This is a genomic window from Janthinobacterium goodfellowi (assembly GCF_051380695.1).
Lineage (GTDB): Bacteria > Pseudomonadota > Gammaproteobacteria > Burkholderiales > Burkholderiaceae_D > Janthinobacterium.
In genome coordinates this window covers 349,977-374,253 of the sequence record NZ_JBNYXN010000002.1, presented here as the reverse complement: position 1 = coordinate 374,253, position 24,277 = coordinate 349,977, and the positions used below count along the sequence as shown (strand labels likewise).

General features: G+C 64.7%; 20 protein-coding genes. 6 read left to right on the top strand and 14 right to left on the bottom strand.

Translation table 11 applies throughout. The features are described from left to right. Nucleotides 1-38 precede the first annotated feature (38 nt). Nucleotides 39-3,476, top strand: coding sequence for a response regulator (locus tag ACQ4WQ_RS09670; RefSeq protein WP_436496532.1), 3,438 nt, complete (start codon nucleotides 39-41; stop codon nucleotides 3,474-3,476). A gap of 33 nt (nucleotides 3,477-3,509) precedes the next feature. Then, a complete protein-coding gene (locus tag ACQ4WQ_RS09665; protein ID WP_257218121.1) occupies nucleotides 3,510-3,635 on the top strand; it encodes a hypothetical protein in 126 nt (41 codons plus the stop codon). Nucleotides 3,636-3,642: 7 nt separating this feature from the next. Here ACQ4WQ_RS09665 and ACQ4WQ_RS09660 read toward each other — a convergent pair whose 3' ends face one another. The 9 genes from ACQ4WQ_RS09660 to ACQ4WQ_RS09620 all read right to left on the bottom strand — a co-directional run bounded on the left by ACQ4WQ_RS09660 (nucleotide 3,643) and on the right by ACQ4WQ_RS09620 (nucleotide 16,079). Then, nucleotides 3,643-4,854 (bottom strand): NnrS family protein, encoded by a 1,212-nt coding sequence (locus ACQ4WQ_RS09660; protein ID WP_436496530.1) that lies wholly within the window; start codon nucleotides 4,852-4,854, stop codon nucleotides 3,643-3,645. A gap of 130 nt (nucleotides 4,855-4,984) precedes the next feature. Then, a complete protein-coding gene (locus tag ACQ4WQ_RS09655) occupies nucleotides 4,985-5,647 on the bottom strand; it encodes a response regulator (RefSeq protein ID WP_086147379.1) in 663 nt (220 codons plus the stop codon). Nucleotides 5,648-5,671: 24 nt separating this feature from the next. After that, nucleotides 5,672-7,573: a type IV pili methyl-accepting chemotaxis transducer N-terminal domain-containing protein gene (locus ACQ4WQ_RS09650; protein ID WP_436496527.1), complete on the bottom strand. Its 1,902-nt coding sequence runs from the start codon at nucleotides 7,571-7,573 to the stop codon at nucleotides 5,672-5,674. A 26-nt stretch (nucleotides 7,574-7,599) separates the two neighbouring features. Continuing rightward, nucleotides 7,600-8,586: a GTP 3',8-cyclase MoaA gene (gene moaA / locus ACQ4WQ_RS09645; RefSeq protein WP_436496525.1), complete on the bottom strand. Its 987-nt coding sequence runs from the start codon at nucleotides 8,584-8,586 to the stop codon at nucleotides 7,600-7,602. Nucleotides 8,587-8,674: 88 nt separating this feature from the next. Then, nucleotides 8,675-9,421, bottom strand: coding sequence for a peptidylprolyl isomerase (locus tag ACQ4WQ_RS09640; protein WP_436496524.1), 747 nt, complete (start codon nucleotides 9,419-9,421; stop codon nucleotides 8,675-8,677). 15 nt (nucleotides 9,422-9,436) lie between these two features. After that, the gene (gene narI / locus ACQ4WQ_RS09635) at nucleotides 9,437-10,123 is read right to left on the bottom strand and encodes a respiratory nitrate reductase subunit gamma (protein ID WP_436496522.1); all 687 of its coding nucleotides are present in this window, start codon (nucleotides 10,121-10,123) and stop codon (nucleotides 9,437-9,439) included. Between the two features lie 27 nt (nucleotides 10,124-10,150). After that, nucleotides 10,151-10,819: a nitrate reductase molybdenum cofactor assembly chaperone gene (narJ, locus tag ACQ4WQ_RS09630; RefSeq protein ID WP_436496520.1), complete on the bottom strand. Its 669-nt coding sequence runs from the start codon at nucleotides 10,817-10,819 to the stop codon at nucleotides 10,151-10,153. A 9-nt stretch (nucleotides 10,820-10,828) separates the two neighbouring features. Beyond that, complete coding sequence (gene narH, locus ACQ4WQ_RS09625; protein ID WP_436496518.1) at nucleotides 10,829-12,379, bottom strand: nitrate reductase subunit beta; 1,551 nt, start codon at nucleotides 12,377-12,379, stop codon at nucleotides 10,829-10,831. Nucleotide 12,380: 1 nt separating this feature from the next. Further along, nucleotides 12,381-16,079, bottom strand: a complete 3,699-nt coding sequence (locus ACQ4WQ_RS09620; RefSeq protein ID WP_436496516.1) for a nitrate reductase subunit alpha — start codon at nucleotides 16,077-16,079, stop codon at nucleotides 12,381-12,383. Between the two features lie 243 nt (nucleotides 16,080-16,322). On the opposite strand from ACQ4WQ_RS09620, the gene ACQ4WQ_RS09615 reads away from it, so the two are divergent. Continuing rightward, nucleotides 16,323-16,694, top strand: coding sequence for a ribonucleotide reductase subunit alpha (locus ACQ4WQ_RS09615; protein WP_436496514.1), 372 nt, complete (start codon nucleotides 16,323-16,325; stop codon nucleotides 16,692-16,694). A gap of 115 nt (nucleotides 16,695-16,809) precedes the next feature. On the opposite strand, the gene ACQ4WQ_RS09610 is transcribed toward ACQ4WQ_RS09615, so the two are convergent. Genes ACQ4WQ_RS09610 through ACQ4WQ_RS09600 form a run of 3 tightly spaced genes read right to left on the bottom strand, consistent with a single transcriptional unit; the run spans nucleotide 16,810 to nucleotide 20,199 of the window. Then, the gene (locus ACQ4WQ_RS09610; RefSeq protein ID WP_436496512.1) at nucleotides 16,810-17,502 is read right to left on the bottom strand and encodes a carbonic anhydrase; all 693 of its coding nucleotides are present in this window, start codon (nucleotides 17,500-17,502) and stop codon (nucleotides 16,810-16,812) included. 58 nt (nucleotides 17,503-17,560) lie between these two features. Then, nucleotides 17,561-18,946 carry a NarK family nitrate/nitrite MFS transporter gene (locus tag ACQ4WQ_RS09605; protein ID WP_436497387.1) on the bottom strand — a complete coding sequence of 462 codons (1,386 nt, stop codon included), beginning with the start codon at nucleotides 18,944-18,946 and terminating at the stop codon, nucleotides 17,561-17,563. 8 nt (nucleotides 18,947-18,954) lie between these two features. Further along, a complete protein-coding gene (locus tag ACQ4WQ_RS09600; protein ID WP_436497385.1) occupies nucleotides 18,955-20,199 on the bottom strand; it encodes an MFS transporter in 1,245 nt (414 codons plus the stop codon). Nucleotides 20,200-20,481: 282 nt separating this feature from the next. On the opposite strand from ACQ4WQ_RS09600, the gene ACQ4WQ_RS09595 reads away from it, so the two are divergent. Then, the gene (locus ACQ4WQ_RS09595; RefSeq protein ID WP_436496510.1) at nucleotides 20,482-20,928 is read left to right on the top strand and encodes a GNAT family N-acetyltransferase; all 447 of its coding nucleotides are present in this window, start codon (nucleotides 20,482-20,484) and stop codon (nucleotides 20,926-20,928) included. 86 nt (nucleotides 20,929-21,014) lie between these two features. Further along, nucleotides 21,015-21,392, top strand: a complete 378-nt coding sequence (locus ACQ4WQ_RS09590) for a SirB2 family protein (RefSeq protein WP_436496508.1) — start codon at nucleotides 21,015-21,017, stop codon at nucleotides 21,390-21,392. A gap of 111 nt (nucleotides 21,393-21,503) precedes the next feature. Here the strand turns inward: ACQ4WQ_RS09590 and ACQ4WQ_RS09585 are convergent, their stop codons facing one another. Further along, complete coding sequence (locus tag ACQ4WQ_RS09585) at nucleotides 21,504-22,145, bottom strand: hypothetical protein (protein ID WP_436496506.1); 642 nt, start codon at nucleotides 22,143-22,145, stop codon at nucleotides 21,504-21,506. A 269-nt stretch (nucleotides 22,146-22,414) separates the two neighbouring features. On the opposite strand from ACQ4WQ_RS09585, the gene ACQ4WQ_RS09580 reads away from it, so the two are divergent. Then, the gene (locus ACQ4WQ_RS09580; RefSeq protein WP_436496504.1) at nucleotides 22,415-22,927 is read left to right on the top strand and encodes a hypothetical protein; all 513 of its coding nucleotides are present in this window, start codon (nucleotides 22,415-22,417) and stop codon (nucleotides 22,925-22,927) included. A 10-nt stretch (nucleotides 22,928-22,937) separates the two neighbouring features. Here the strand turns inward: ACQ4WQ_RS09580 and ACQ4WQ_RS09575 are convergent, their stop codons facing one another. Next, on the bottom strand, nucleotides 22,938-24,245 hold the full coding sequence (locus ACQ4WQ_RS09575; protein WP_436496502.1) for a DUF3472 domain-containing protein: 1,308 nt from the start codon (nucleotides 24,243-24,245) through the stop codon (nucleotides 22,938-22,940). Between the last annotated feature and the right edge of the window lie 32 nt (nucleotides 24,246-24,277).

The window sequence follows — 24,277 nt, the reverse complement described above, 5'->3', positions numbered from 1 at the left end:
GAGTTGTTCTCCATGCCTATCGGGTATAGCATCGCCACATGACTTATCACTCAGATGCGGCGGCGGTGCGCAGACAATGGATCGAATGGCTGTTCCTGCTCCTCGGGCTGCTCATCGTGGCTGCCGCCCTCGCCTACGCGCATCTGGCCGAAGCCGCGCGCCATGACGCGGCCGAACGCGAACGCCTGAGCGTGCTGACGGCGCTGCTGGCAAAAAACATCGAAACCGACCTGGAAGCGACCAACCTGGTGCTCGGCGGCGTGATCCGCGACTATCTTGCCGCCGGCGCCGCACCGGACGCCGGGCAAGACCTGCCCCGGCGCCTTGCCGCGCTGGTCGACGCCATGCCGGGCGTGCGCACCATGCTGGTCATCGACGCGAAAGGCAAGCCGGTCGCCACCAACATCCCCGAGCTGGAGGACCAGGATTTTTCGCGCCGCGGCTACTTCCAGACGGCGCGCGACGCCCCCGATGCGCGCATGCTGTACATCTCGGCGCCGTTCCACTCCTTCAAGGGCGACCTGGTCATCACCGCGTCGCGCATGGTGCAGGACAAACAAGGCCGCTTTGCCGGCGTGGTGGTGGCCACCTTCGCCCCCGAATACTTCACGGCCAAGTTCCGCACCGCCATGTACGCCGCCGACGTCTGGGCCGTGGTGCTGCATGGCGACGGCCGGCAATTCCTGAACTATCCCGCCAGGACTGCCAATGGCGCCAATATGGACATCCCCGGCGGCTTCCTGCGGCGCTTTCGCGACAGCGGCTATCAGGCGGGCGTCCTGAGCGGCGTCGAGATTGCCGGCGCCCCCGCCGCCGCCCGCGTCATGGCCATGGCGACCATCGCCCCGCCGGCCCTGCACATGGACCGCGCCCTCTTCATCGGCCTGAGCCGCGAAGAGGCAGCCATCGCCGCCCCGCTGCGGCGCCAGGCGCTGGGCTACATTCTCTCCTTTGCCATGCTGGCGCTGGCCGCGGCCAGCCTGCTGTTCTGGAGCCAGCGGCGGCGCCGCCAGCAAGCCGCCTGGCATGCGGAACAGGAAAGGGAGCGCCAGGCCATGCAAGCCGTGTCCGACAGCGAAACGCGCTTTCGCACCCTGATCGAAGATGCGCCCGTGGCCATCGCCATCCTGCGCCACGGCCGCTTCATCTACTCGAATCCCCGCTACCGCAGGCTGCACGGCTACACGGCGGACGACAATCTGAATGGCCTGCCCTGGTCCGCCATGATTTCCGCGCCATCGCTGGCGGCGCTGGCCACCAACGAAGCGCTGATCGAGGCGGACTCGCCCAGCGAACAGGTGTTCGAGGCCGTCGGCCTGGGCAAGCAGGGCCTGCCCGTGCCCATGTTCAAGACCACCACGCGCGTGATGCTCAAGGATGGACCGGCCACCCTGATCTTTGCCCAGGATATCTCCACACAAAAGCAGGCCGAGGAAGCCATGCTACTGGCGCGCGACGCGTCCGAAGCGGCCAACCGCAGCAAGGCGGAATTCCTCGCCAACATGAGCCATGAAATCCGCTCGCCGCTCAACGCCATCCTCGGCATGGCCTGGCTGCTGGAACGGGACGGCCTCGATGGCGAAGCGCTGCTCATGGCGCGCAAGATCCGCGCCGCCGGCCAGTCCCTGCTGGGCATCATCAACGACGTGCTCGACGTGTCGAAAATCGAGGCGGGCCACATGACCATCGAACGGGCGCCGTTCCGCCTGGCCGACGTGATCGAAAAAATCGCCGCCAGCATGGGCGTGGCCGCGCATGACAAGCCGATCGAAGTGCACATCGGGCCGCTGCCCGATGGCGTCGACCAGGTGATGGGCGACGCGCTGCGGCTGGAACAGGTGCTGGTCAACCTGACCAGCAATGCCATCAAGTTCACCACGCATGGCACGGTCGAGCTGACGAGCGCACTGGAGAGCCGCGACGGCGACGCCGCGGTACTGTGCTTTTGCGTGCGCGACACGGGCATCGGCATCGCGCCCGAGGTGCAGGAGGCGATCTTTTCCGCCTTCGCCCAGGCCGACAGCTCCACCACGCGCCGCTTCGGCGGCACGGGCCTGGGCCTGACCATCTGCCGCCAGCTGGTGCGCCTGATGGGCGGCTCGCTGCGCCTGACAAGCGTCCTGGGCCAGGGCAGCGCATTCAGTTTCACGGTGCCGCTGCAACTGCTGCCCGCCAGCGCCCCGTCCTCGCCCGACATGCAGGGCTTGCGCGTCCTGCTGGCCGATGGCAAGGCCGACACGCGCGCCGCCGTGGCCGCCGTGGCGCAGGGCCTGGGCTGGCGCGTGCATGCCGTGTCCGGCGGCCAGGCGGCACTCGAACATGCGCTCGCCTGCGCCGAGGACGCGCGGCCCGGCGTCATCCTGCTCGCCGCGCGCATGCCGGAGCTGGACGGGGAAGCCACGGCGCGCGCGCTGCGCGAGCACCTGCCGCCGCAGGACTGCCCCATCGTCATCCTGGCGGCCAGCGGCGCCCCGGCGACGGCGCCCGCGCGCCGCCATACGGACCCGGCCAATCCGGCCGATGCCATCCTCAACGAACCGGTGACGGCTTCCAGCCTGTATAACGCGACGATGGAAGCGCGCCGGCGGCGCGCCGAAGCGGCCGGCCTGGACGCGGGTCACGCGGCGCTGGGCGAACGCGTGCTGGCCGGCGTGCGCGTGCTGGTGGTCGACGACAGCGAGATCAACCGCGACGTGGTCAACCATATCCTGTGCGACCAGGGCGCCCTGCCCTCGTTCGCCTGCGATGGCCAGCAGGCGCTGGACTGGCTGCTGGCCCACCCGTCCGACGTCGACATCGTGCTGATGGATGTGCAGATGCCCGTGATGGATGGCTTGCAGGCGACGCGCGCGCTGCGCCAGCTGCCGCAGTTCCAGGACTTGCCCGTGGTGGCGCTGACGGCCGGGGCGTTCCAGACCCAGCGCGCGGCGGCGCTGGAAGCGGGCGTGAACCATTTCATCAGCAAACCGTTCGACGTGCCGCAGACCATCGCCTTGATCGCCCGCGCGCACCGGCGCCATGCGCAAGGGCTGCCGGCCTTGCCGCCAGTCATGGCCGAAGCGGTGCTGCCCGTGCGGACGGGCGGCGCGGCGCCCGTGATCGACCTGGCGCAAGGGATGGCGCAGTGGCTCGATGAAGCGCCCTACCGCCAGCATCTGTCGCACTTCGGCAACACCTATCGCAACACGGTGGGCGCCATGCGCGCGCTGCTGGCGGCCGATGCACGCGGCGACGCCGCCGCGCTGGCGCACAAGCTGGCCGGCGTGGCGGGCAGCCTGGCCCTGCCCGCCACCCTGCAAGCCGCTCAGCAGGCCGAACAGCTGCTGCACGCGGGCGGCGATGCCTCGGCCGCGCTCGATGCACTGGAACAGGCGCTGGCGCACGCCATCGATGCCGTCGCCGCATTCACGGCACAGACGCCGGCGCCCGGCCAGGCAACCGTGCCAGAAACGCAACATGGCAGTGCATGCCAATGATAGACTTGCCAATATGAAAATTTAGGAGACGCCATGATCTGGTGCAGGGATTTGCTGTTGAGAGCCTTCATGCTGGGCATGCTGCTATTCGTCGTGGGCGAATCGCTGTCCTACTGGACGCCGGAAATCAAGAAGCTGCTGGCCTGGCGCCCGTTCTGACGCTCGTCTAGCCTTCGCGGCCATCCACCCTGGCGCGCCACAGATAAGGCGCATACACGCAGGCATACAGGCCAAAGGCCAGCGACCAGCAAGCGCCGGCGGCCAGCAGCAGCGGCATGGCCAGCGCGGCGGGACCGACGGCGGCCAGCAGGCGTGCCAGCGCGCCCAGCTGGATCAGCCAGTACATCGCCGCTTCCGCCCTGCCTCCCTTGAGCGCACGTCCCGTGTGGCCCAGAGTGGTGCGCGTCATCATGCCGATGATCAGGCCCGCCATCGATCCCACCGTCAGCGCGTGCAAGGCGGCGCTGGCCGGCAGCAGCCCCAGGCTGGCGGCCGCCAGCAGCGCAAAGCCGATGGCTATCCACGCGTACGACAGGTGCAAGATCCACAGCAGCGGCACGCGCAAGGTCCGCTGCGGCTGCCACGCCAGCAGATTGGCCAGCGACACGCCGCTAGCCGCCAGGGCCAGCGGCGCCGTCAGCCAGGCCGGCGCGCTGGCCAGCCACGCGATCGCGGCCGCCGCCATGCAGGCCACGGCAACCAGCGCGCGCTTCGGGCTGGCCACCGGCGTGCTGCCAGGTGCGCCATTGCGGGTAAACATGGGAATGACGCGCGCGCCGATCACCGATTCGATCAGCACGATGATGAAGATGGCCGCCTGCACGGGCACAAACAGCGACAGCGGCAGCCAGCCCAGCACGGCCGCGTGAAACAGGCCGTTGGCCAGCGCCAGCAGGGCCAGCAGCCCGACCAGGAACAGGTTGCGCGTATTGCCCGAGCGGCGCAGCACCAGGTACAGGGGCCAGGCGGCCAGCGGCAGGAACAGCCAGTCGACCAGCGCCGCCACGAGGCCGGGGCTGCACAGCATGGCCACGCGCCCGGCCAGCCACAGACCCGCCAGCGCCATCAGCTGCGCGCCGTGCGGGGTGGGCAAGCCCGTCCAGTTGCGCCCCGCCGTATAGAGGAAACCGACGACGACGGCCAGCGCGAAGCCGAACACCATTTCATGCATGTGCCACCCCAGGCCCACCTGCAGGGCGCCTGTCAGCAATCCCGCATAACTGGCCAGCCACAGGGGAATGGCGATGGCCGCAAACACGGCCGCCAGCAGGTAGAACGGGCGGAAACCCAGTTGCCAGACGGCGTGGCCGGCATGCCAGGGAACGGCGCCTCCTGTCGTAGAAGGTGGGGAAGGTTCGCTGATCGGGGTAATGGCCATGATGGGCTCGCTTTTAAAGATATATGCAATATACTACTTTAAAAGCGCAAGGACAGCCATCGGCAAAAAGGACTAGAGAGAGATAATAGCCATGGGGTCTGACCCGGCGGGTCAGACCCCGACCACTCGGCTACTTGCCTTGGCGGTGCTCGACCGCATACACGGCCGCCTGCACGCGGCTGGTGAGGTTGAGTTTTTTCAGCACGTTCTGCACGTGGATCTTGACCGTGCTTTCGGCCAGGTCCAGGGTGCGGGCGATGCCCTTGTTGCTCTCGCCGCGCGACAGGCAGTCGATGATTTCCTTTTCGCGCGGCGTGAGCTTGTCGAGTTCCGACACGGGTTCCTCGCGCCGCGTGCCCGCCTGCAGCTGCGCCACCAGCTTGCCCGTCATCGCTTCGGCGATGACGACTTCGCCGGCCGCCGCGCGGCGGATGGCGCGCACCAGGTAGTCGGCGTCGATATTCTTGATCAAATAGCCGCAGGCGCCCGCGCGCAGGGCCGTGGCCAGGTCTTCGGCGTCTTCCGACACGGTCAGCATGACGATGGCCGTGTCGGGGCAGTCGTGCTGCATCAGCTGCAGCGCTTCCACGCCGGACATGCCGGCCATGTTCAGGTCCAGCAGCACCACGTCGGGCTGCAGCTGGATGGCGCGCTTGATGCCTTCCACGCCATCGGCGGCCTCGCCCACGACGGAAAACTCCGTATGGCGCTGCAGCAGCGAGCGTATGCCGCTGCGGAACAGCGCGTGGTCGTCCACCAGCATGACGGTGATCGGTTTATCGGGAGTCTCCATTTTTTTATACTTTCAGATAGTGGCTTAGGCGGCGCGGCGCTGCTCGCGCGACAGATGCAGTTCGACGGTCGTACCGCCGCCGGGGCAGGCATGTACGTCGAACGTGGCGTCGATGCGCTGCGCGCGCTCGCGCATGATATGGATGCCGACATGGCTGTCGCCCTTTTCCAGCACGGCCGCAGCGTCGAAGCCGACGCCATTGTCGCTGATCGTCAAGGTAAAGTCCTGGTGGTCGGCCAGGCGCACCTCGACGTGGCTGGCCTGCGCGTGCTTGCGGATGTTCGACAGCGCTTCCTGCACGATGAATAATAACTGCAATTGCTGCTCGCGGGGGAAAGGCGCGCCGTCGACGTCGGCCAGCAGCTCGGCGTCAATGCCCGTCTGGCGGCGGAATTTGTCGAGCGCCGCGCGCAGGGAGCCGATCAGGTCATCTTCCATCAGGCGGCTGCGGAAGTTGGCCAGCAGTTCGCGCACGTCCTCGTAGCTTTCCTTCACGCCCGCGTGCAGGGCCGGCACGATGCCCGCCACCTCGTCGAAACGGGCGTTGCGCACGGAGTCGTCGAGCATCTGCACCTGCAGGTTGAGAAAGTTGAGGCTTTGCGCGATGCTGTCGTGCAGGCCCTGCGCCACCAGGTTGCGCTCTTCGGAAATAGCCATCTCGCGCTCGCGCGCGGCCAGGCGCAGGTTTTCCAGCGCGATGCCCAGCAACTGGCCCAGCGTTTCCAGCAAGGCCAGCTCGCGCGCGGAAAACACGCGCGCATGGCGGAAATGCAGATTGAAGAAGCCCAGGTGCTGTTCGTGCGCGTGGATGTGGAAAACGGAGACGGTGGCAAAACCCTCGCGGTGGCAGCGCAGCTCATGCGCCTTGTCGATGCGGCGCATGTCGTGCACCTTCGCCACCTTCATCTCGACGGCCGTGCCGCACAGGCAGTCGCCCACCTTCAGGCAATGCTCGGACGCCACCAGTTCCTCGGACAGGCCCGTATGCACCACCATGTGCAGGTTGCCCCGCTCGGCGTCGAGCACGCGCACGGTGGAGCCGTCGGCCTCGAAATAATCGACGATGCGCTGCATGAAGCCGCCGCAGATGTCTTCCAGCGGTTGCGGGCGCTGCAAAAAGGCGGCGCTTTCGTACAGCAGCGCCAGCTCGCGGTTGCGGTATTCGAGCGTGGCCGTCTTGCTGCGCACGCCCTCTTCCAGGTTGCCGTACAGCGCCTGCAGGCGGTCGGCCATCTGGTTGAAGCCGCTGGCCAGCTGGCCGAATTCGTCATTGCTTTCGACGGCCAGGCGCACGCTGAAATCGCGCTCCTTCATGCGCTGCATGCCCAGGCGCAGCCGCGTCACCGGTTCGATGATGAGCATGAACATCAGGTAAATCATGCTGACCGTACCGATGACGGCCATGCCGACCAGGATCAGCTGCGAGGCGCGCAGCCAGAAGGTGCGCTGTTCGCTGTCGTGCTCGATCAGGCGCACCAATTGATCGACCTGGCCGACGAAGGTGTCGGCGTCATGCTCGAACTGGCGCGCGCGCGCGGCGGAATCGGCGGCCAGCGCGGATGGACGCAAGGCGCCGCGCCAGGCCGCGCCGATGCGCTCGAATTCGGATTTGATGGCCGTGCTGGGGGGCAGGAACAAGGGGCGTTGCGGGTCGCCGTGGCCGATCTTGGCCAGGGTTTCGTCGATCAGCAGCACTTGCTGGCGCGCCTGTTCGCGCGCGTCGCTGGCAAGCAGCAGGGTCAGGCGGTAGGTCTGCATGCGCAGCCGGCCCGTCTCGTTGATGGCGGCCGAACTGCCTTCGAGCTGCCACGACAAAAACAGGGTGCAGCCGATGGCACTCAAGGCCAGCACCAGCATGAGCAGCAGCGCGCCGACGATCTTGGTCGACAGCTTCTGCCAGGAGGAAAACATCGCTTTAAATTTCATACACCCTTTACTTGGCACCGCCCCGTTCAGCCTCCGGTTTGGGCCATAAAACGGATAATCTTGTCCGGCTGCGTATTGAAATCATGCTGCTGCGGCTTGAGTTCGATGGCGGCGCGGATCGCCGCTTCGATCTGCGCATCCGTGGCCCCGCCACGCAGCATGGGGCCAAACGCGAATTTCTCTTCCTGTCCCAGGCACAAATACAGGGTGCCGTCGACGGACAGGCGCACGCGGTTGCAGGTGGCGCAAAAATGCTGCGACATGGGCGTAATAAAACCGATGCTCGCGCGTCCATCAGGGGTCGCCATGTAGCGCGCCGGCCCGCCACCGAGTTCCATCGCCTGCGGCACCAGGCCGAAGCGGGCCGCCAGGCGTTCGCGCACGGGGCCCAGCGGCATGTAGCTGGCATTGCGGCCCGTGCTGCCCATCGGCATGGCTTCGATCAGGCGCAGGATGAACTGCTGCTCGATGCAGAAGGCCGCCATGGCCTCGATCTGGCCGTCGTTGATGCCGCGCATGGCCACCATATTGATCTTGATCGGGTCGAAACCGGCCGCCTTGCCCGCCATCAGGCCGTCCAGAATAGGCTGCAGGCTGTCGCGCCCCGTGATCTGCTGCATGCAGGCGCGGTCGAGCGAATCGAGGCTGACGTTGATGCGGTCCACGCCCGCCGCGCGCAAAGCCACGGCGTGCTTGCCCAATTGGGTGGCGTTGGTCGACAGCGACAGATCCTGCATGCCGGGCAGCGCGGACAGCCTTTGCGCCAGCTCGGGCAGGTTGCGCCGCAACAGGGGCTCGCCGCCCGTCAGGCGCACGCGGCGCGTGCCGAGGCGCACGAAAATACCCAGCAGGCGCTCGATCTCGTCGAACGTCAGCCAGTCCTTCGGTTCCTCGAAACCGCGAAAGCCCTTGGGCATGCAATAACTGCAGCGCAGATCGCAGCGGTCGGTGACGGACAGCCGCACATAATCGATAGCACGGCCAAAACGGTCCTGCAACTTGACGCTACCCATGACGCTACTCCTGATTCTTCCTTGATTGTAAAGGCTGGGACACGATCTGGCTGTGCCCCAGAAGGCCTAGCGGCCTACGCCTTCCGGACTATTGCACCAACGGACTGGCTGTGCCTTCGAGCTCGATACCGGCGATCTCGGCCCGCCCCACCAGCAGGTGCAGATACTGGTGCACGGCGCGCTGCCACGCCGCCCGCGCCAGGCGGTCGGCGATCTGCGCCTGCACCGCTTCGTACGGTATGGCCTGGCCTTCGACCCGGCGCAGCACCTGCACGATGTGGTAGCCGAAGCGCGTTTCCAGCAAATGGCCGGCCAGCGCGCCCGCCTCCAGGCGGAACACGAGGGCGTCGAATTCCGGCACGCTCTGGCCCGGCGACAGCTGGCCCAGGCTACCGCCCAGGGCGCCGGACGGACAGTTCGAATACTGCGCCGCCAGTTCGCCGAAGCGCTCGGGCGCCAGTTTCAGGGCATCGAGCACGGCTTGCGCCGTCGTGCGCAGCAGCTCCAGGGGCGCCTCCGGCGTCACCTGGAACAGGATGTGGCGCGCCTCGACCAGCGCCCCGCTGCGAAACAGCTGCGGGCGCTGCGCATACAAGGTGCGGCAAGCCGCATCGTCGGCGGGCGGCACGCGCACTTCCTGCGCAAACAGCGCCTCGATGCGGTCGTCATCGCTGCGGCCCTGCACGCCGAGGCGTTCGGCCTCGGCCAGCAGCAGCCGGCGCAGCACCAGTTCATGCACGGCCTGTTTCAGCGGATTGCCGGCACCGTCGTGATGCGGCAGTTCCTGCGCGATGTCGGCATCGTCGATATCGATACCATTGACGGAGATTCCCATGATATTGTTCCTTTCTTAACGACGGCGAACTAACTGGTAAGCGCGGCCCAGGTATCCGATGGCGCCAAAGCCGCTCCATACGTGCACCAGACGGGTGAACGGAAAGATGACGAACAGCGACATGCCCATGAACAGGTGCAGCTTGAACACCAGCGGTGCGTCGACGATGAAGCTGGCCGCGTCACCGCGCAAGGTGACGATGTGCTGCGCCCAGTTCATCAGCAAGACCATCATGTGGCCGTCCATGTGCGAAGCCGAGACGAAGATCGACGACAGACCCAGCAGCAAGGTCAGCAAAATCCACACCATCACCAGCTTGTCGCCGGCCGTGGTGACGGCGCGCAGCCGTGCATTGCCGAAGCGGCGCGCCAGCAGGATCAGCATGCCGGCCAGGCACAGGCCGCCCATCACGCCGCCGGCCGCCATGGCCACGCCCTGTTTCAGGCTATGCGACACACCCAGCGTGTCCCACACCCAGACCGGGGTGAGCAAGCCGGCCGCATGGCCGAACAGCAGGCCGATGATGCCGATGTGGAACAGGATATTGCCCAGGCGCAGGCTGCCACGGTGCAGCAGCTGGCTGGAATCGGACTTCCACGTGTATTGCTCGCGGTCGAAACGGATCAGGCTGCCCAGGAAAAAGATGGCCAGCGCGATGTATGGATAAATGCCATACACAAATTGATGCAAATAATTACTCATGATGTACTCTCCTCATGCGGACGCGATTCAAGCGGCGCGCCGCGGCTGCGGGTGAAAATGCACGGGATGGACGCCGCCGGCGACCTGGCCCGGACCTTGGCGCAGCAGCGGCTCGACGCCGTCCGCACCGGGACCGAAGGTTTCCAGCGCTTCATCCATGTCGCGCACCGGCGGTTCGGCCAGCATTTCGGCCGCCACAGGGCTCAGGCGTTCGAGCACCGTGAAGACGGGCGCATACGGGCTGCCGTTGGCCATCAGCTTGCGGCCGATGTGCGCCAGCACGTGGACTGCGTCGCCCAGCAGCGGCGCCGAGACTTCCTCGTCGAGCTGCGCCAGGAACTCCAGGAACAGGGGCACGAAGTCGGGCAAGTCGTCGCCCACCATCTGCAGGCCGTGGCGCTTGTATTCCTCCATCAGGTCGACCATGGCCTGGCCCCGGTCGCGCGATTCGCCGTGGATATGCTCGAACAGGTGCAGCGAGTGCGACGGATTGCGGTCGAAGGTGGCCACGTACTGCTGCTGCAGGTCGATCAGGCTGCTGCTTTCCAGGTGCGCCAGCAAGGGCCGCAGCAGCGCGTGCTGCTCCGGCACGGCCGCCAGCGCGGCCTCGAGCTGCGGCAGGTGGGCGATCAGCTCCGGCTCCGGGTACAGCAGCAGGCGCGAGAGGATTTGATAGTGATGCATAGCGTTGTTCATATCGGTTCCTTAGGCGCCTGGCGCCGTTTTGCGCGACTTCGGCATCTGCATGAAGATGGCCGAACCGTGTTTTTTCTTGCCGAACAAGGTCGGTTCGCTGCTGCCGTCCGAGCAGCCGTTGCCGAAGCTGAAGCCGCACGAACCCTTCTCGTTGAAGCTGTCCTCGGCCATTTCCTTGTGGCTGCTGGGGATGACGAAACGGTCTTCGTAGTTGGCGATGGCCATGATGTGGTACATGTCCTCCACCTGCGCCTTGGTCAATCCCACTTGCTTGAGGACCGTGAGGTTTTCCACCTTCTCGACCGTCTTGCTGCGCATGTAGGCACGCATGGCCAGCATGCGGTCCAGCGCCGTGACGATGGGCGGCTGGTCGCCGGCCGTCAGCAGATTGGCCAGGTACTGCACGGGAATGCGCAGGCTTTGGGTGTCCGGCAGCATGCCGTTCACGCCCAGCTTGCCCGATTCGGCGGCCGCCTGGATCGGCGACAGCGGCGGCACGTACCACACCATCGGCAAGGTGCGGTATTCCGGATGCAGCGGGAACGCCACCTTCCACTCGACGGCCATCTTGTAGACGGGCGACTTGACGGCAGCATCGAGCCACAGGTCCGGGATGCCCTGGCGGCGCGCCTCGGCGATGATCGCCGGGTCGTGCGGGTCGAGGAACAGGCCCAATTGCGCCTGGTACAGGTCCTGCTCCTGCGGCACGGAGGCTGCAGCCTCGATCTTGTCAGCGTCGTACAGCAGCACGCCCAGGTAGCGGATGCGGCCCACGCACGTTTCCGAGCACACGGTAGGCTGGCCGGCTTCGATGCGGGGGAAGCAGAAGGTGCACTTCTCCGCCTTGCCGGACGACCAATTGTAGTAAATCTTCTTGTATGGGCAACCGGAGATGCACATGCGCCAGCCGCGGCACTTGTCCTGGTCGATCAGCACGATGCCGTCGTCTTCGCGCTTGTACACGGAACCGGACGGGCAAGACGCCACGCACGTCGGATTGAGGCAATGCTCGCACAGGCGCGGCAGATACATCATGAAGGTGTTTTCGAACGTGCCGTACATCTCCTTCTGCATGTTGTCGAACAGCTTGTCCTTGCTGCGCTGGGCAAACTCGCCGCCCAGGTCATCTTCCCAGTTCGGGCCCCACTCGATTTTCTCCATCTTTTTCCCCGTCAGCACGGAGATCGGACGGGCCGTCGGCGGCGTCTGCGACAGGGGCGCGCTTTGCAGGTGCTCGTAGTCGTAGGTGAACGGCTCGTAGTACTCGTCGATGGCGGGCAGGTTCGGGTTGGCGAAGATATTGGCCAGGATCTTCAGACGGCTGCCCTGGCGCGGCTCGATCTTGCCAGAGTCCGTGCGGCGCCAGCCGCCATTCCACTTGTCCTGGTTTTCCCACTGCTTCGGATAGCCGATGCCCGGTTTCGTCTCCACGTTGTTGAACCATGCGTATTCGACGCCGTCGCGGCTGGTCCACACGTTCTTGCAGGTGACGGAACAGGTGTGGCAGCCGATGCACTTGTCCAGGTTCAGCACCATGCCGATTTGCGCTCTGATTTTCATACTATGCTCCTTCTTCCTGCAACGGGCCTTCGAGCCAGTCGACCTTGTTCATCTTGCGCACCAATACGAATTCATCGCGGTTGGAGCCCACCGTGCCGTAATAATTGAAGCCGTAGGCCAGCTGGGCGTAGCCGCCGATCATGTGCGTCGGCTTGGGCACGGCGCGCGTCACCGAGTTATGGATGCCGCCCCGCTTGCCCGTCATCTCCGCGCCAGGCACGTTGATGATCTTTTCCTGGGCGTGGTACATCATCGTCATGCCGGCCGGGATGCGCTGGCTGACGATGGCGCGCGCCGTCAGGCTGCCGTTCACATTGAAGACCTCGATCCAGTCGTTGTCGACGATGCCGGCCGTCTTCGCGTCGGTTTCCGAGAGCCACACGTGCGGTCCGCCGCGCGACAGGGTCAGCATGCGCAGGTTGTCCGAATACGTGGAGTGGATGCCCCACTTCTGGTGCGGCGTCAAAAAGTTCAGCGCCAGTTCCTTGTTGCCGTTCGGCTTGGTGCCCAGCAGCGCTTCCGTCGTCTTCGTGTTGATCGCCGGCTTGTACACGCACAGCCCTTCGCCGAAATCGCGCATCCACAGGTGATCCTGGTAGAACTGCTGGCGGCCCGTCAGGGTGCGCCATGGGATCAGTTCATGCACGTTGGTATAGCCGGCCGTGTAGCTGACTTCCTCGCTTTCCAGGCCCGACCAGGTGGGCGAGGAAATGATCTTGCGCGGCTGCGCCTGCACGTCGCGGAAGCGGATGCTGTCATGCTCGCGCGGCAGCGCCAGGTGCGTATGCTCGCGTCCCGTGATGGCGGACAGCGCGGCCCAGGCCTTGACGGCCACGTGGCCATTCGTTTCCGGCGCCAGCGACAGGATCATCTCGGCCGCATCGATGGCCGTATGGAGGCGCGGCTGGCCCTTCGACACGCCTTCATCGAGCACCGTGCGGTTGATGCCGCGCAGGACCTCGACTTCATGGCCCGTTTTCCAGGAAATGCCCTTGCCGCCATTGCCGATGGTTTCCAGCAGCGGTCCGATCGAGGTGAACTTCTTGTAGACGTCGCGGTAATTGCGCTCGACCACCGTCATGTTCGGCATGGTCTTGCCGGGAATCGCATCGCATTCGCCGGCGCGCCAGTCCTTGGGATCGAAGGGCTGGCCCAGTTCGCCCGGGGTATCGTGCATCAGCGGGGTGAGGATGATGTCTTGCTGGGTGCCCAGCAGCTCGCCGCCGATTTCCGAGAACTTCTCGGCCAGCCCCTTGTAGATTTCCCAGTCCGACTTCGATTGCCACAGCGGCTGCACGGCTTCGGACAGCGGGTGGATGAACGGGTGCATGTCCGACGTATTCAGATCGTCTTTTTCATACCAGGTGGCCGTCGGCAGCACCACGTCGCCATACAGGCAGGTGGTCGACATGCGGAAGTCCAGCACCACCAGCAGATCGAGCTTGCCTTCGGCGGCCGGGCGCACTTTCACCTGTTTCGGCGTGATGCAGTCGTCTTCGTCGCTGAGCAAGCCGTTCTGCGTGCCCAGCAGGTATTTCAGGAAGTACTCGTGGCCCTTGCCCGAGCTGCCCAGGATGTTCGAGCGCCAGACGAACATATTGCGCGGGAAGTTGGCCGGGTTGTCCGGATCGTCGCACGAGAACTGCAGCTGGCCCGCCTTGATCTGGTCGAGCGCATACGCGGCCGGCGCCTGCCCTGCCGCCTTGGCGGCCCTGGCCACCTCGAGCGGATTGGTCTGCAGCTGCGGCGCCGATGGCAGCCAGCCCATGCGCTCGGCCTTGGCGTTGTAATCGAGCAGGGTCAGGTCGCCCGTGCCGCCGGCCGCCGATGGCGAGGCGATGTCGCCCGTCTCCAGCTTTTCGTGGCGCCACTGGCTCGTGTGGGCATAGAAGAACGAGGTGCCGTTCATCTGGCGCATCGGGCGCACCCAGTCCTGGGCGAAGGCCAGCGGCGTCCAGCCCGTTTGCGGACGCAGTTTTTCCTGGCCCACGTAATGGGCCCAGCCGCCGCCCGACTGGCCGATACAGCCGCACATCATCAGCATGTTGATGATGCCCCGATACGTCATGTCCATGTGGTACCAGTGATTCAGGCCGGCGCCCACGATGACCATGCTCTTGCCGCGCGTCTGGTCCGCGTTTTCCGCGAACTGGCGCGCCACAGTGATGACGTCGGCGCGTTTCACGCCCGTGTGCTTTTCCTGCCATGCGGGGGTGTACGGCACGTCGTCGTCATAGCTTTCGGCGACATTGGCGCCGCCGAGGCCACGGTCGATGCCGTAGTTGGCCAGGGTCAGGTCGAACACGGTGGTGACGAGGCCCGTCGTGCCGTCGGCAAGGCGGATGGTTTTCACCGGCACCTTGCGCAGCAGCATGTCGGACGCGTCCTTGCCGCCGAAGTAGGCGAAACCCACTTCCGTGACGGCGTCGCTGTCGTTGATCATGGAAAGCATCGGCACGATGGGCGCGCCGCTGCCGCCGGCCTTCTGTTCCAGGTTCCATTTGCCCGATTCGCCCCAGCGGAAGCCGATGGAGCCGGCCGGCGCGGTAATCGCACCCGTGGTTTCGTCGATGACGAGGGTCTTCCATTCCGGGTTGTTGGTTTCGTCGAGGTTGTTGTCCAGGTGCGAGGCGCGCAGGAAGTAATCGGGCACCAGGGTGCCGTTATGCTCCTTGAGCAGCACCAGCATGGGGAAGTCCGTGTACTGGCGCGCATAGTCGCGGAAGTAGGCGCTCTGGCCTTCCGAGTGGAACTCCTTGAGGATGACGTGGCCCATGGCCAGCGCCAGCGCCGCATCGGTGCCCTGTTTCGGCGCCAGCCAGATGTCGCCGAACTTCACCATTTCGCCGTAGTCGGGCGAGATGGCCACGGTTTTCGTGCCCTTGTAGCGCACTTCCGTGTAGAAGTGGGCGTCGGGCGTGCGCGTCATCGGCACGTTCGAGCCCCACACCATCAGATAGGTCGAGTTGTACCAGTCGGCCGATTCCGGCACGTCCGTCTGCTCGCCCCACACTTGCGGGCTGGCCGGCGGCAAGTCGCAGTACCAGTCGTAGAAGCTCAGGGCCACGCCGCCGATCAGCGACAGGTAGCGCGTGCCGGAGGCATAGCTGACCATGGACATGGCGGGAATCGGCGAGAAGCCGACGATGCGGTCCGGGCCGTATTTCTTGATCGTCAGCGCGTTCGCGGCGGCGATGATTTCATTCGATTCTTCCCACGTGGCGCGCACGAAGCCGCCCAGGCCGCGGATGGATTTGTACTGCTGCGAGCGCACGGGGTCCTGGCTGATCCAGTCCCAGGCCGTGACGGGGTCCATGGTCTTGCGCGCTTCGCGCCACATTTCCATCAGCCGGCCGCGCACCATCGGGTATTTCACGCGCTGGGCCGAATACACGTACCAGGAATAGCTGGCGCCGCGCGGGCAACCGCGCGGTTCGTGGTTGGGCAGGTCGGGCCGCGTGCGCGGGTAGTCGGTTTGCTGGGTTTCCCAGGTGATCAGGCCATTCTTGACGTACACCTTCCAGCTGCACGAGCCGGTACAGTTCACGCCATGCGTGGAGCGCACGATCTTGTCGTGCTGCCAGCGCTGGCGGTAGGCGTTTTCCCAGGTGCGGTCTTCATCGACCACGGTGCCATGGCCGTTCGAGAACGGCTCGGCGGGCTTGCTAAAAAATTTAAGACGGTCCAGAAAGTGACTCATGCTACCTCCACATTGCGCCGCAGGAGCGGCGCCAGGTCATAAAAACGCTGCAAGCCGGATGGCCCACGCGTCGATACAAACAGTCTATCGACGCGCCCTGCGCGGCGGTATTGGCAAGAAGTCGGTTTCCGGCACCAGGAATGCATAGGCGCGTAGTCACCCGGATAGTCACTATTGCCTATGGGCGCCGCGACCGTGCTGCGGTATACCTGTCGGCATCGTTCAACTCAGAGAAAGAGCACCATGCCGATTACCGATTACGCCAGCCTGCTGCGCAGCGCCCGCAACCAGGAGCAGCCGCAGCGCCTGCTGTTCACGTTCACCCAGGCGCAGGCCCAGCCTGGCGGCCAGGGCAGGTCCCTCACGCCCGTGATGTGCGCCGACAAGCTGCCCGAGGAACTGGGCAGCTTCGAGACATTGAAGGAGGAGTCGAAACAGATGCAGACGCACTGGGACGTGGTCTTCGTGGCGGGACTGGCGGGTCGCGAAGGCCAGCCGCCCGCCGCGCAGGAATGCGAGGCGCCCCTGCGCGCCATGGTGACGGCGATCGAGCAAGGCCGCATCGACAGCCTGCTGGCGTTCGACCGCAGCGGGGATTTATTGCGTTTTAGCTGAGGGAAGTTGTCGGATTACGGCCTGCGGCCTCGGCGGCCCCGCCTAATCCGACCTACCAGATGCAGGTCGGATTAGCGTAGCGTAATCCGACACATTGTTGGCGGCACGTTTCGGATTACCTGGCCGCATCCGGCCAAGGGCGCTCATGCAGATGGCGCGCCCGTTCTATCGGGCAGACCAGCGGCAAAAACTGCTGCTGGCGCGCCGAATAGGCCATCAGCGCCCCGCTGTCGATGTCGAAATACCAGCCATGCAGTTTCAATACGCCCTGCTCCACCCGGCGCTTGAGCCACGGGTAGGTCAGCAGGTTGTCCAGCGACTGCAGGATGCTGGCCAGTTCGCACGCATGGTGCTGTTCCTCCGACGAGCGGTGCGCCAGCTCGCGCCGCACCCGCTGCGCCACGGGTTCGGCGATGCGCATCCACTGTCCCACGAAGTCCGTTTCCTGCCCTTCCGCGCGCGGCTGCGGTTCCAGCAGCGCGCGGATGCCGCCGCAGCGCGCATGGCCCAGCACGATGACCCTGGCCACTTCCAGCTTGCAGACGGCGAACTCGATGGCCGAACTGACGCCGGGCGGCGCGTCGGGCGTGCACGGCGGCACCAGGTTGGCGATATTGCGCACGACGAACATGTCGCCCGGGTCGCTGCCCGTCAGCAGCATGGGATCGACCCGCGAATCGCAGCAGCCGATCAGCAAGGTCGAAGGCCGCTGCCCGTCGCGCAGGCTGTCGTACAAGGTTTGCGGCTCGCTGAAATATTGCTGCTGAAACAGGCTGAAGCCGTTGACGAATTTTTCCAGTTCTTCCATTTCTACCTCTCGTACTCATACAGCGCCCGGCAAGCATGACTTGCCAGACGTTCCAGCTTCAGCAAGGCATCGGCGCATTCTTGCGCGCATAGCACCACCAGGTGATGGCGATGCAGCTGACATAAAAGCCGATGAAGCACCACAGGGCCGCGTCGGGACTGCCCGTCAGCGCAATCGAGGTGCCGTAGCTTTTCGGGATGAAGAAGGCGCCGTAGGCCGCCACGGCGGACGTGAAGCCCAGCACGGCGGCACCTTCCTTGTTGGCGTCGACGATCGCTTGTTCCTGCGCCGCCTTGCCCTTGCCGGCGGCCGCGCGCTGGTGCTCCGTCAGGAAGATCACGGGGATCATGCGGAAGGTCGAGGCATTGCCGATGCCCGTGCCGGCGAACAGCAGCATGAACATCCAGAAGAAGCCATTGAAGCTCCCACCCACGCCGGCCTGCGGCATGAAGTACAGCACGCCCAGCACGGCGCCTATCATCAAGAGGAACGACCACAGGGTGACGCGGGCGCCGCCCAGTTTGTCGGAAATCACGCCGCCGGCGACCCTCGCCAGGGCGCCGACCAACGGTCCCAGGAAGGCGTAATCGAGCGGGTTCACGTCGGGGAATTGGATCTTGATCAGCAGCGGGAACGCGGCCGAGTAACCGATGAAGGAGCCGAAGGTACCCGTGTACAGCCAGCACATGAGCCAGTTGTGCTTGCGCCTGAAGATCACGGCCTGTTCGGAAAACGAAGCCTTGGCCGATGCCAGGTCATTCATGCCGAACCAGGCCAGCAAAGTGGACAGCGCGATGAACGGCACCCAGATGAAGCCCGCGTTTTGCAGCCACATCTGCTTGCTCACGCCATTTTTCACCCAGGTGAGCGAATCGCCGCCCCAGGCGCCAAAGACGGCAAACGTGATCACCAGCGGCACGACGAACTGCACCACCGACACGCCCAAGTTGCCCAGGCCCGCGTTCATGCCCAGCGCGAAGCCCTTGCTGGCCTTCGGGTAGAAAAAGCTGATGTTGGCCATCGACGAGGCGAAATTGCCGCCGCCGAAGCCGCACAGCAGCGCCAGGATCAGCATGGTCGGGTAGCCCGTGTTCACGTCCTGCACGGCCAGGCCGATGCCGATGGCGGGAATCAGCAGCGAGCCCGTGGAAATGGCCGTCCAGCGCCGGCCGCCAAAGATCGGCACCATGAACGAGTAAAAGATGCGCAAGGTGGCGCCGGACAGGCCCGGCAAGGCCGTCAGCCAGAACAGCTGGTTGTTACTGTAGGTGAAGCCGATGTTGGGCAGGTTGACCACCACCACGCTCCACACCATCCACACGGCGAACGCCAGCAGCAGCGCGGGAATCGAGATCCACAGATTGCGCGCGGCCGTGGCCTTGCCCGTGTTTTGCCAGAAGCTCGGCGTTTCCGGCTCCCAGGTATTGATCATATAGCGGCTCATTGGTTTGCTCACAGCAGTACTCCTGCGGGTTGATTGATGGGTGCCGCGCGCTGCGGCTTGAACGAGAAATGCATCCAGACGAGGGAAACGCAAACGGTGCCGTACAGGAGCATGAAGGAGCTCGAACGCACACCCGTAAAGTCCACCAGGGCGCCGAACATCACGGGCAGGATGAAGCCGCCCAGGCCGCCGGCCAGACCCACCACGCCCGAGACGGCGCCGATGTTGTCGGAAAAATCATCGCCGATGAACTTGAAGACGGATGCCTTGCCGACAGCCATGGCGATGCCGACGATGAACAGCAGCACGGTGAACCACAGCGGCGACAGGCCGATATGGAAGGCCAGCGGTCCCGTAACGGTTTCCACAACCATCTGCGTTTGCGGATACGACAGCAGGAAGAAGCACACCCAGCACACCCACATCACGGCCCAGGTGACTTTCGCCGCACCGTATTTGTCGGATATCCAGCCGCCCAGCGCGCGCAGCACGCCGCCCGGCAGCGAGAAGCAGGCGGCCAGCAGCGCCGCGTGCTTCAGATCAAAACCGTATTCGGCCACGTAGTACTTCGTCATCCACAGGGCCAGCGCCACGTAGCCGCCGAATACCACCGAGTAGTACTGGCAGTAGCGCCACACACGCGGGTCCTTCAACACCTTCATCTGCGCGGAAAAGCTTTCGCCCGATGGCGCCAGGTGCGATTTGTCCGTGTACGAAAACAGCCAGAAGAGGATGGCCGTGGCCAGCATGGCCACCGCATACACCTTGGGCAGCATCTGCCAGCCGAAGGCGGCGACGATGCCCGGCGCGACGAACTTGGTCAGCGCGGAACCGGAGTTGCCGGCGCCGAAGATGCCCATCGCCAGGCCGCGGCGTTCCTTCTCATACCAGCGCGCCACGTACGGCGTGCCGACGGAAAACGAGCCGCCCGCCAGACCGACGAACATGCCCAGCACGAGGAAATGCCAGTAGGCGGTGGCGTAGGAGATCAGGTAGATCGGCACCACGCTGGCGAGCATCAGCCAGAAGAAGACGCGGCGTCCACCGTATTTGTCCGTCCAGATGCCCAGCGGCACGCGCACGAGGGAGCCCGTCAGCACGGGCATGGCGGCCAGCAGGCCGAATTGCGTTTCAGTCAAGCCCAGGCTGGTCTTGATGGGGATGCCCAGTACGGCAAACATCATCCAGACCGCAAAGCAGATGGTAAATGCGAAGGTACTGCTGATCAATACGGACGCCTGCTTGCGCCGCATGCCCGGTTCGACTGCCTTGTTAATACTGTTGTTCTTAGTGCCATCTAGGGTAGCCACGATGTTTCTCCATGAATGCACTGGCCGTCTGGCCAGCCGTCCCGACCAGCTTACGTGGCAGCGGCGAAAGGCACTATCGGCCACAGGGTGATTCTGGAAAGGCAATCTGGATAGCCGCATCGGCAAAAGTGACTAGATGGCGCGGGGCGGGCCTAGCCTGGATGGCGGGTGTTTTACAAACCGGCGCATTTTTGGCACACTCGGCGCCAGGAGAAAAGGAGCGACATGGAGAACCTGCACGATACAGACCGCGTCATCACCCGCGTGGCGCGCCCTGGCGACGTCGACGCCATGCTCGCCTGCGACACCTATGCGCAGGCGCACCCGGAGCGTGGCGAGGCCGTGCGCGCCGCCGTCGGCCAGGGCCGATGCCAGGTGACCATCCGGGCGGGCCAGGTGGCCGGCTATGTGCTCACGCACGACGACTTCTTTGGCCACGGTTTTGTCTCGCTGGTGGTGGTCTCGCCCGCGCAGCAGCGCTGCGGCGTGGGACGGCGCCTGCTGGCGGCCGCCGCGGACGCGTGCACGACGGCCAAACTGTTCACCTCGACGAACCAGTCGAACCTGGCCGCGCAACGGCTGTTCGCCAGCGCGGGCTTCGTGCGCAGCGGCCAGATCGACCATCTCGATGAGGGCGATCCTGAACTCGTCTACGTGAAATTCCTGCCTTAGGCCCGTCTCATCCCGACGGCGTATGGTGCGGGAGGCCAAAGGCGGCTATGCTGGCGCCACCATCAATCAACGCCACCACATCACGCATGGATTATCTGAGCCTCAAACATTTCCACATGGGCTGCGCCACCGCCAGCGGCAGTCTTTTCCTGTTGCGCGGCGCCTGGATGCTGCGCGCCTCGCCCGCCTTGCAGCAGCGCTGGGTAAAGATCCTGCCGCACCTGATCGACACGGCCCTGCTGGCCAGCGCCATCGCCCTGGCCGTGTGGAGCGGCCAGTCGCCGGGCAGCCAGCCGTGGCTGGCCGCCAAACTGTGCGCGCTGGTGGCCTACATCGTGCTGGGCACCATCGCCCTGAAGCGAGGCAAGACGCCGGCCGTGCGCGGCGCCGCCTTCGCGCTCGCCGTGCTGGTCTTCGCCTACATCGTCGCTGTGGCCGTCACCAAGCAGGCCTGGCCGCTTTGATGCGTCAAAACATGTAGCGCAGGGTCGCGCCGGCAGTACAGAGTGCCGAGCACGCCCTTGGCCACGGTCGTCAGGAAGGCTCGTGACGCGCGCGGCGCGCCCTGCACCTGCTTAGTTGACGCGGTTTCTTTCCAGAAGTTTCTTGCCAGTGGCGTCCTTTAGCCACCATTCACGCACCTCGAGCGCCTTGTTCTCGATGCTGGCATTGGCCAGCAAGGGATTTTTCTTCAGATAGACGATATCTTCCTCGAAATTGTCGTGTATCGAAGCCACTTCCAGGAAACGGTTGGCATCCAGACGTCCCAGGTAGATGACCTTGCCAGCCACGACGTCAAACTCGATCGCCTTCGGCGACGATTCGGAGTACTTGGACCTGCTTCCATAGTCAAGCAGCCAGATGAGGATGCGGTAGCGTCCCGGCGTCAGCTGCAGCGCAAAAGTACTGCCCTTGCCCGTAGGCACTTTTGGCGCGACATTCTGCAAGGAGACCTGGCCGGCGGGAGCATGGCTGGATAACCACAGATCTTTGTCCTTGTTGGTGGCAAGGTCGCTGCTGACAATGCCGAATCTGGCGCCATGCGCCTCGAAGACGGCGCGCTCGAACACGGTGCCGACGACAACGCCCTTGGCAGGGTCGGGGGTCGTGTAGTTAAACGCAGGCGCGCTATTGTGGCCGGTGACGCAGCCGGACAACAGCGCAGGCAGCAAGACGGCGCACGCCAGCGCGCGCAGCATGGTGGTTCGGACAAACATGGATGATCCTGGATGAAATGAAGAAAATGGGTAACGATTAATGGGCAAAGGGCGGCAAGCGCACCTGTGCCTGCCTGGGCATCGAAAAATATTTCCACATGGAAATATTTTTAGTGTATCCGCTTGACAAGAAAATGTCTAGTTGATAAGTAGGCAAAGGGCGCAGTACGATTTCTGCAGAACGCGGCAAGCCGCACGGCGATGATAGTATTAACAACATCATGCACGCGCTGGCCATCCGGGCCATGCCGCCCCATTGAAAGGCAACCATGCTGCTATCTGAACTGCTGACCAAGCTGACCTGCGGTGACCTCGAAGGCGAGGAGCTCGACGAGGCCGTCGCCACCATCACCGCCGCGCCCTCCGCGCCACGCGACGAGTGGATCGACAGCGATGCGCAAGCCTACGCGGTCGCGATCCTCTCGCACCTGGGCGGTTATATGGCGTCGAGCGACAAGCTCGATGAGCTGCACGAACAGATACAGGACATGTTCGACGAATTCCCGGACTTTCCTTACGAACTGCTCAAGGACAGTGACAATAGCGCACTGCCCTATTTCGAGTGGCTCGATACGGAACTGGCGCAGCGCGCCGTGGAAGAAGGCGGCTATGAGCTGATCCAGATCGACGGCAACGGCACCGACGAAATGGATGCGCTGGTGGTGTACCGGCGCGATACAGACGATATCATCCAGGCGGCGGCATTGATGGGCGTGACGATAGACCGGCCGCTCACCTACTATCGCGGCATCGAAGCGATGGTGGGCAAGCGGCCGGGCTAAGAAGCCACGCCTATTGCATCGGCAAGGTGTTCACATCGATGGCGGGCGCCCGGCCTGTCGCGGGGCGCGTGAAGTTCTGGCTGGTCTTCACGTAATCGGCAAAGAAGCCGCCGTTATGCAAGTAGAACTTGCCGTTCTCCACGCCGCCCGCGTAATCCATGCGCTGCGCATTGGTGGCCGTGGCGTCGCCCGTGAAACGCCCCGCCGTCACTTCCGACCAGGTGCCGGCAACGTTCCTCGCCCACTGGTTGCCGAACTGGACGCGGCGCTCCGTGTAGCCCAGGGTATCGATGAAATTCTCGAGGAAGGAATGCACGCGCGTCAAATACGTGGAAATCGCCGGCCGCTTCCAGGTGGCGATGTAGCGCCACTTGCCCGTTTCCGGCGCAAAGAACCAGGCCGAGTAATCGCTGCCGCCATTGCCGTCGGGCCGCGCGCGCGTGATGAAACGGTAGGTCGTGCCGGCCGCCCAGTTATACGACAGATAGGTCTGCCCGCCCGTGCCCTCGCCGCCGAACGCATTGTCGACCACGCCGGCACCCTTGCTGACCAGGGTGGTTTTCGCGCCATTGTCGGCATCCCACACGGAAAACAGTATCCAGCGCTCGCTCGGCGATTTCACCTGGATGCCCATGTAGCCCTGGCCAAAGCCGTTGGCCATGAAGTAGGAGCCGATGGCATCCTGGCCGACGGGGATCGTCATCTCGTTATAAAAATACTCGGTATTGGCCGGCACCGTATAGCCCATGTGCACGGACGGGCCGCGCCGCGACCAGTAGTAATTGGCGGGGTCGTTGGCGTAGGTCAGCGCCGCGTTCGACGTCACCTTCAACGCCGCAACGTCGCCGAACGTTTCCTTGACCCGGGACAGCCCCTGCAAGTCGACCTTCACATAGCCGGCCGCCGCCACGTTCACCGTGCCGACGGCATAGGTCTTGCGTTCCTTGCCGGCCAGCTTGACGTCGAACGGCGTGCCGTTGATCTTCACGCGGATGGTGCTGTTGCCGCCATCGGCCAGGCTGGCGTCGAGCGCCACCTGCACGGGTCCCGCCTCGGCCACGCGGAAATACGTGCTGGCGACGGCATCGGGATTGCTCCAGCCGGCCAGGCCACGCTCGTTGATGACGGCGCCCTCATTCCCGCTCGTGATGAAGGCGTTGCCGGCCAGTTCCACGGTGGCGGAAGTGGCGGGCGCGGCCACGGTGGCGGCCAGCAAGGCGGTGCCGCCCGAGCCGGTGGCGGTGGCGCCGCCGCAGGCCGCCAGCAGCATCGGCATGGCGGGAAGGAATGCAAAGAGCAATGAACTTGTGTGTTTCATCAACGTCTCCTGGTGTGGTACGGCTTGCGGCG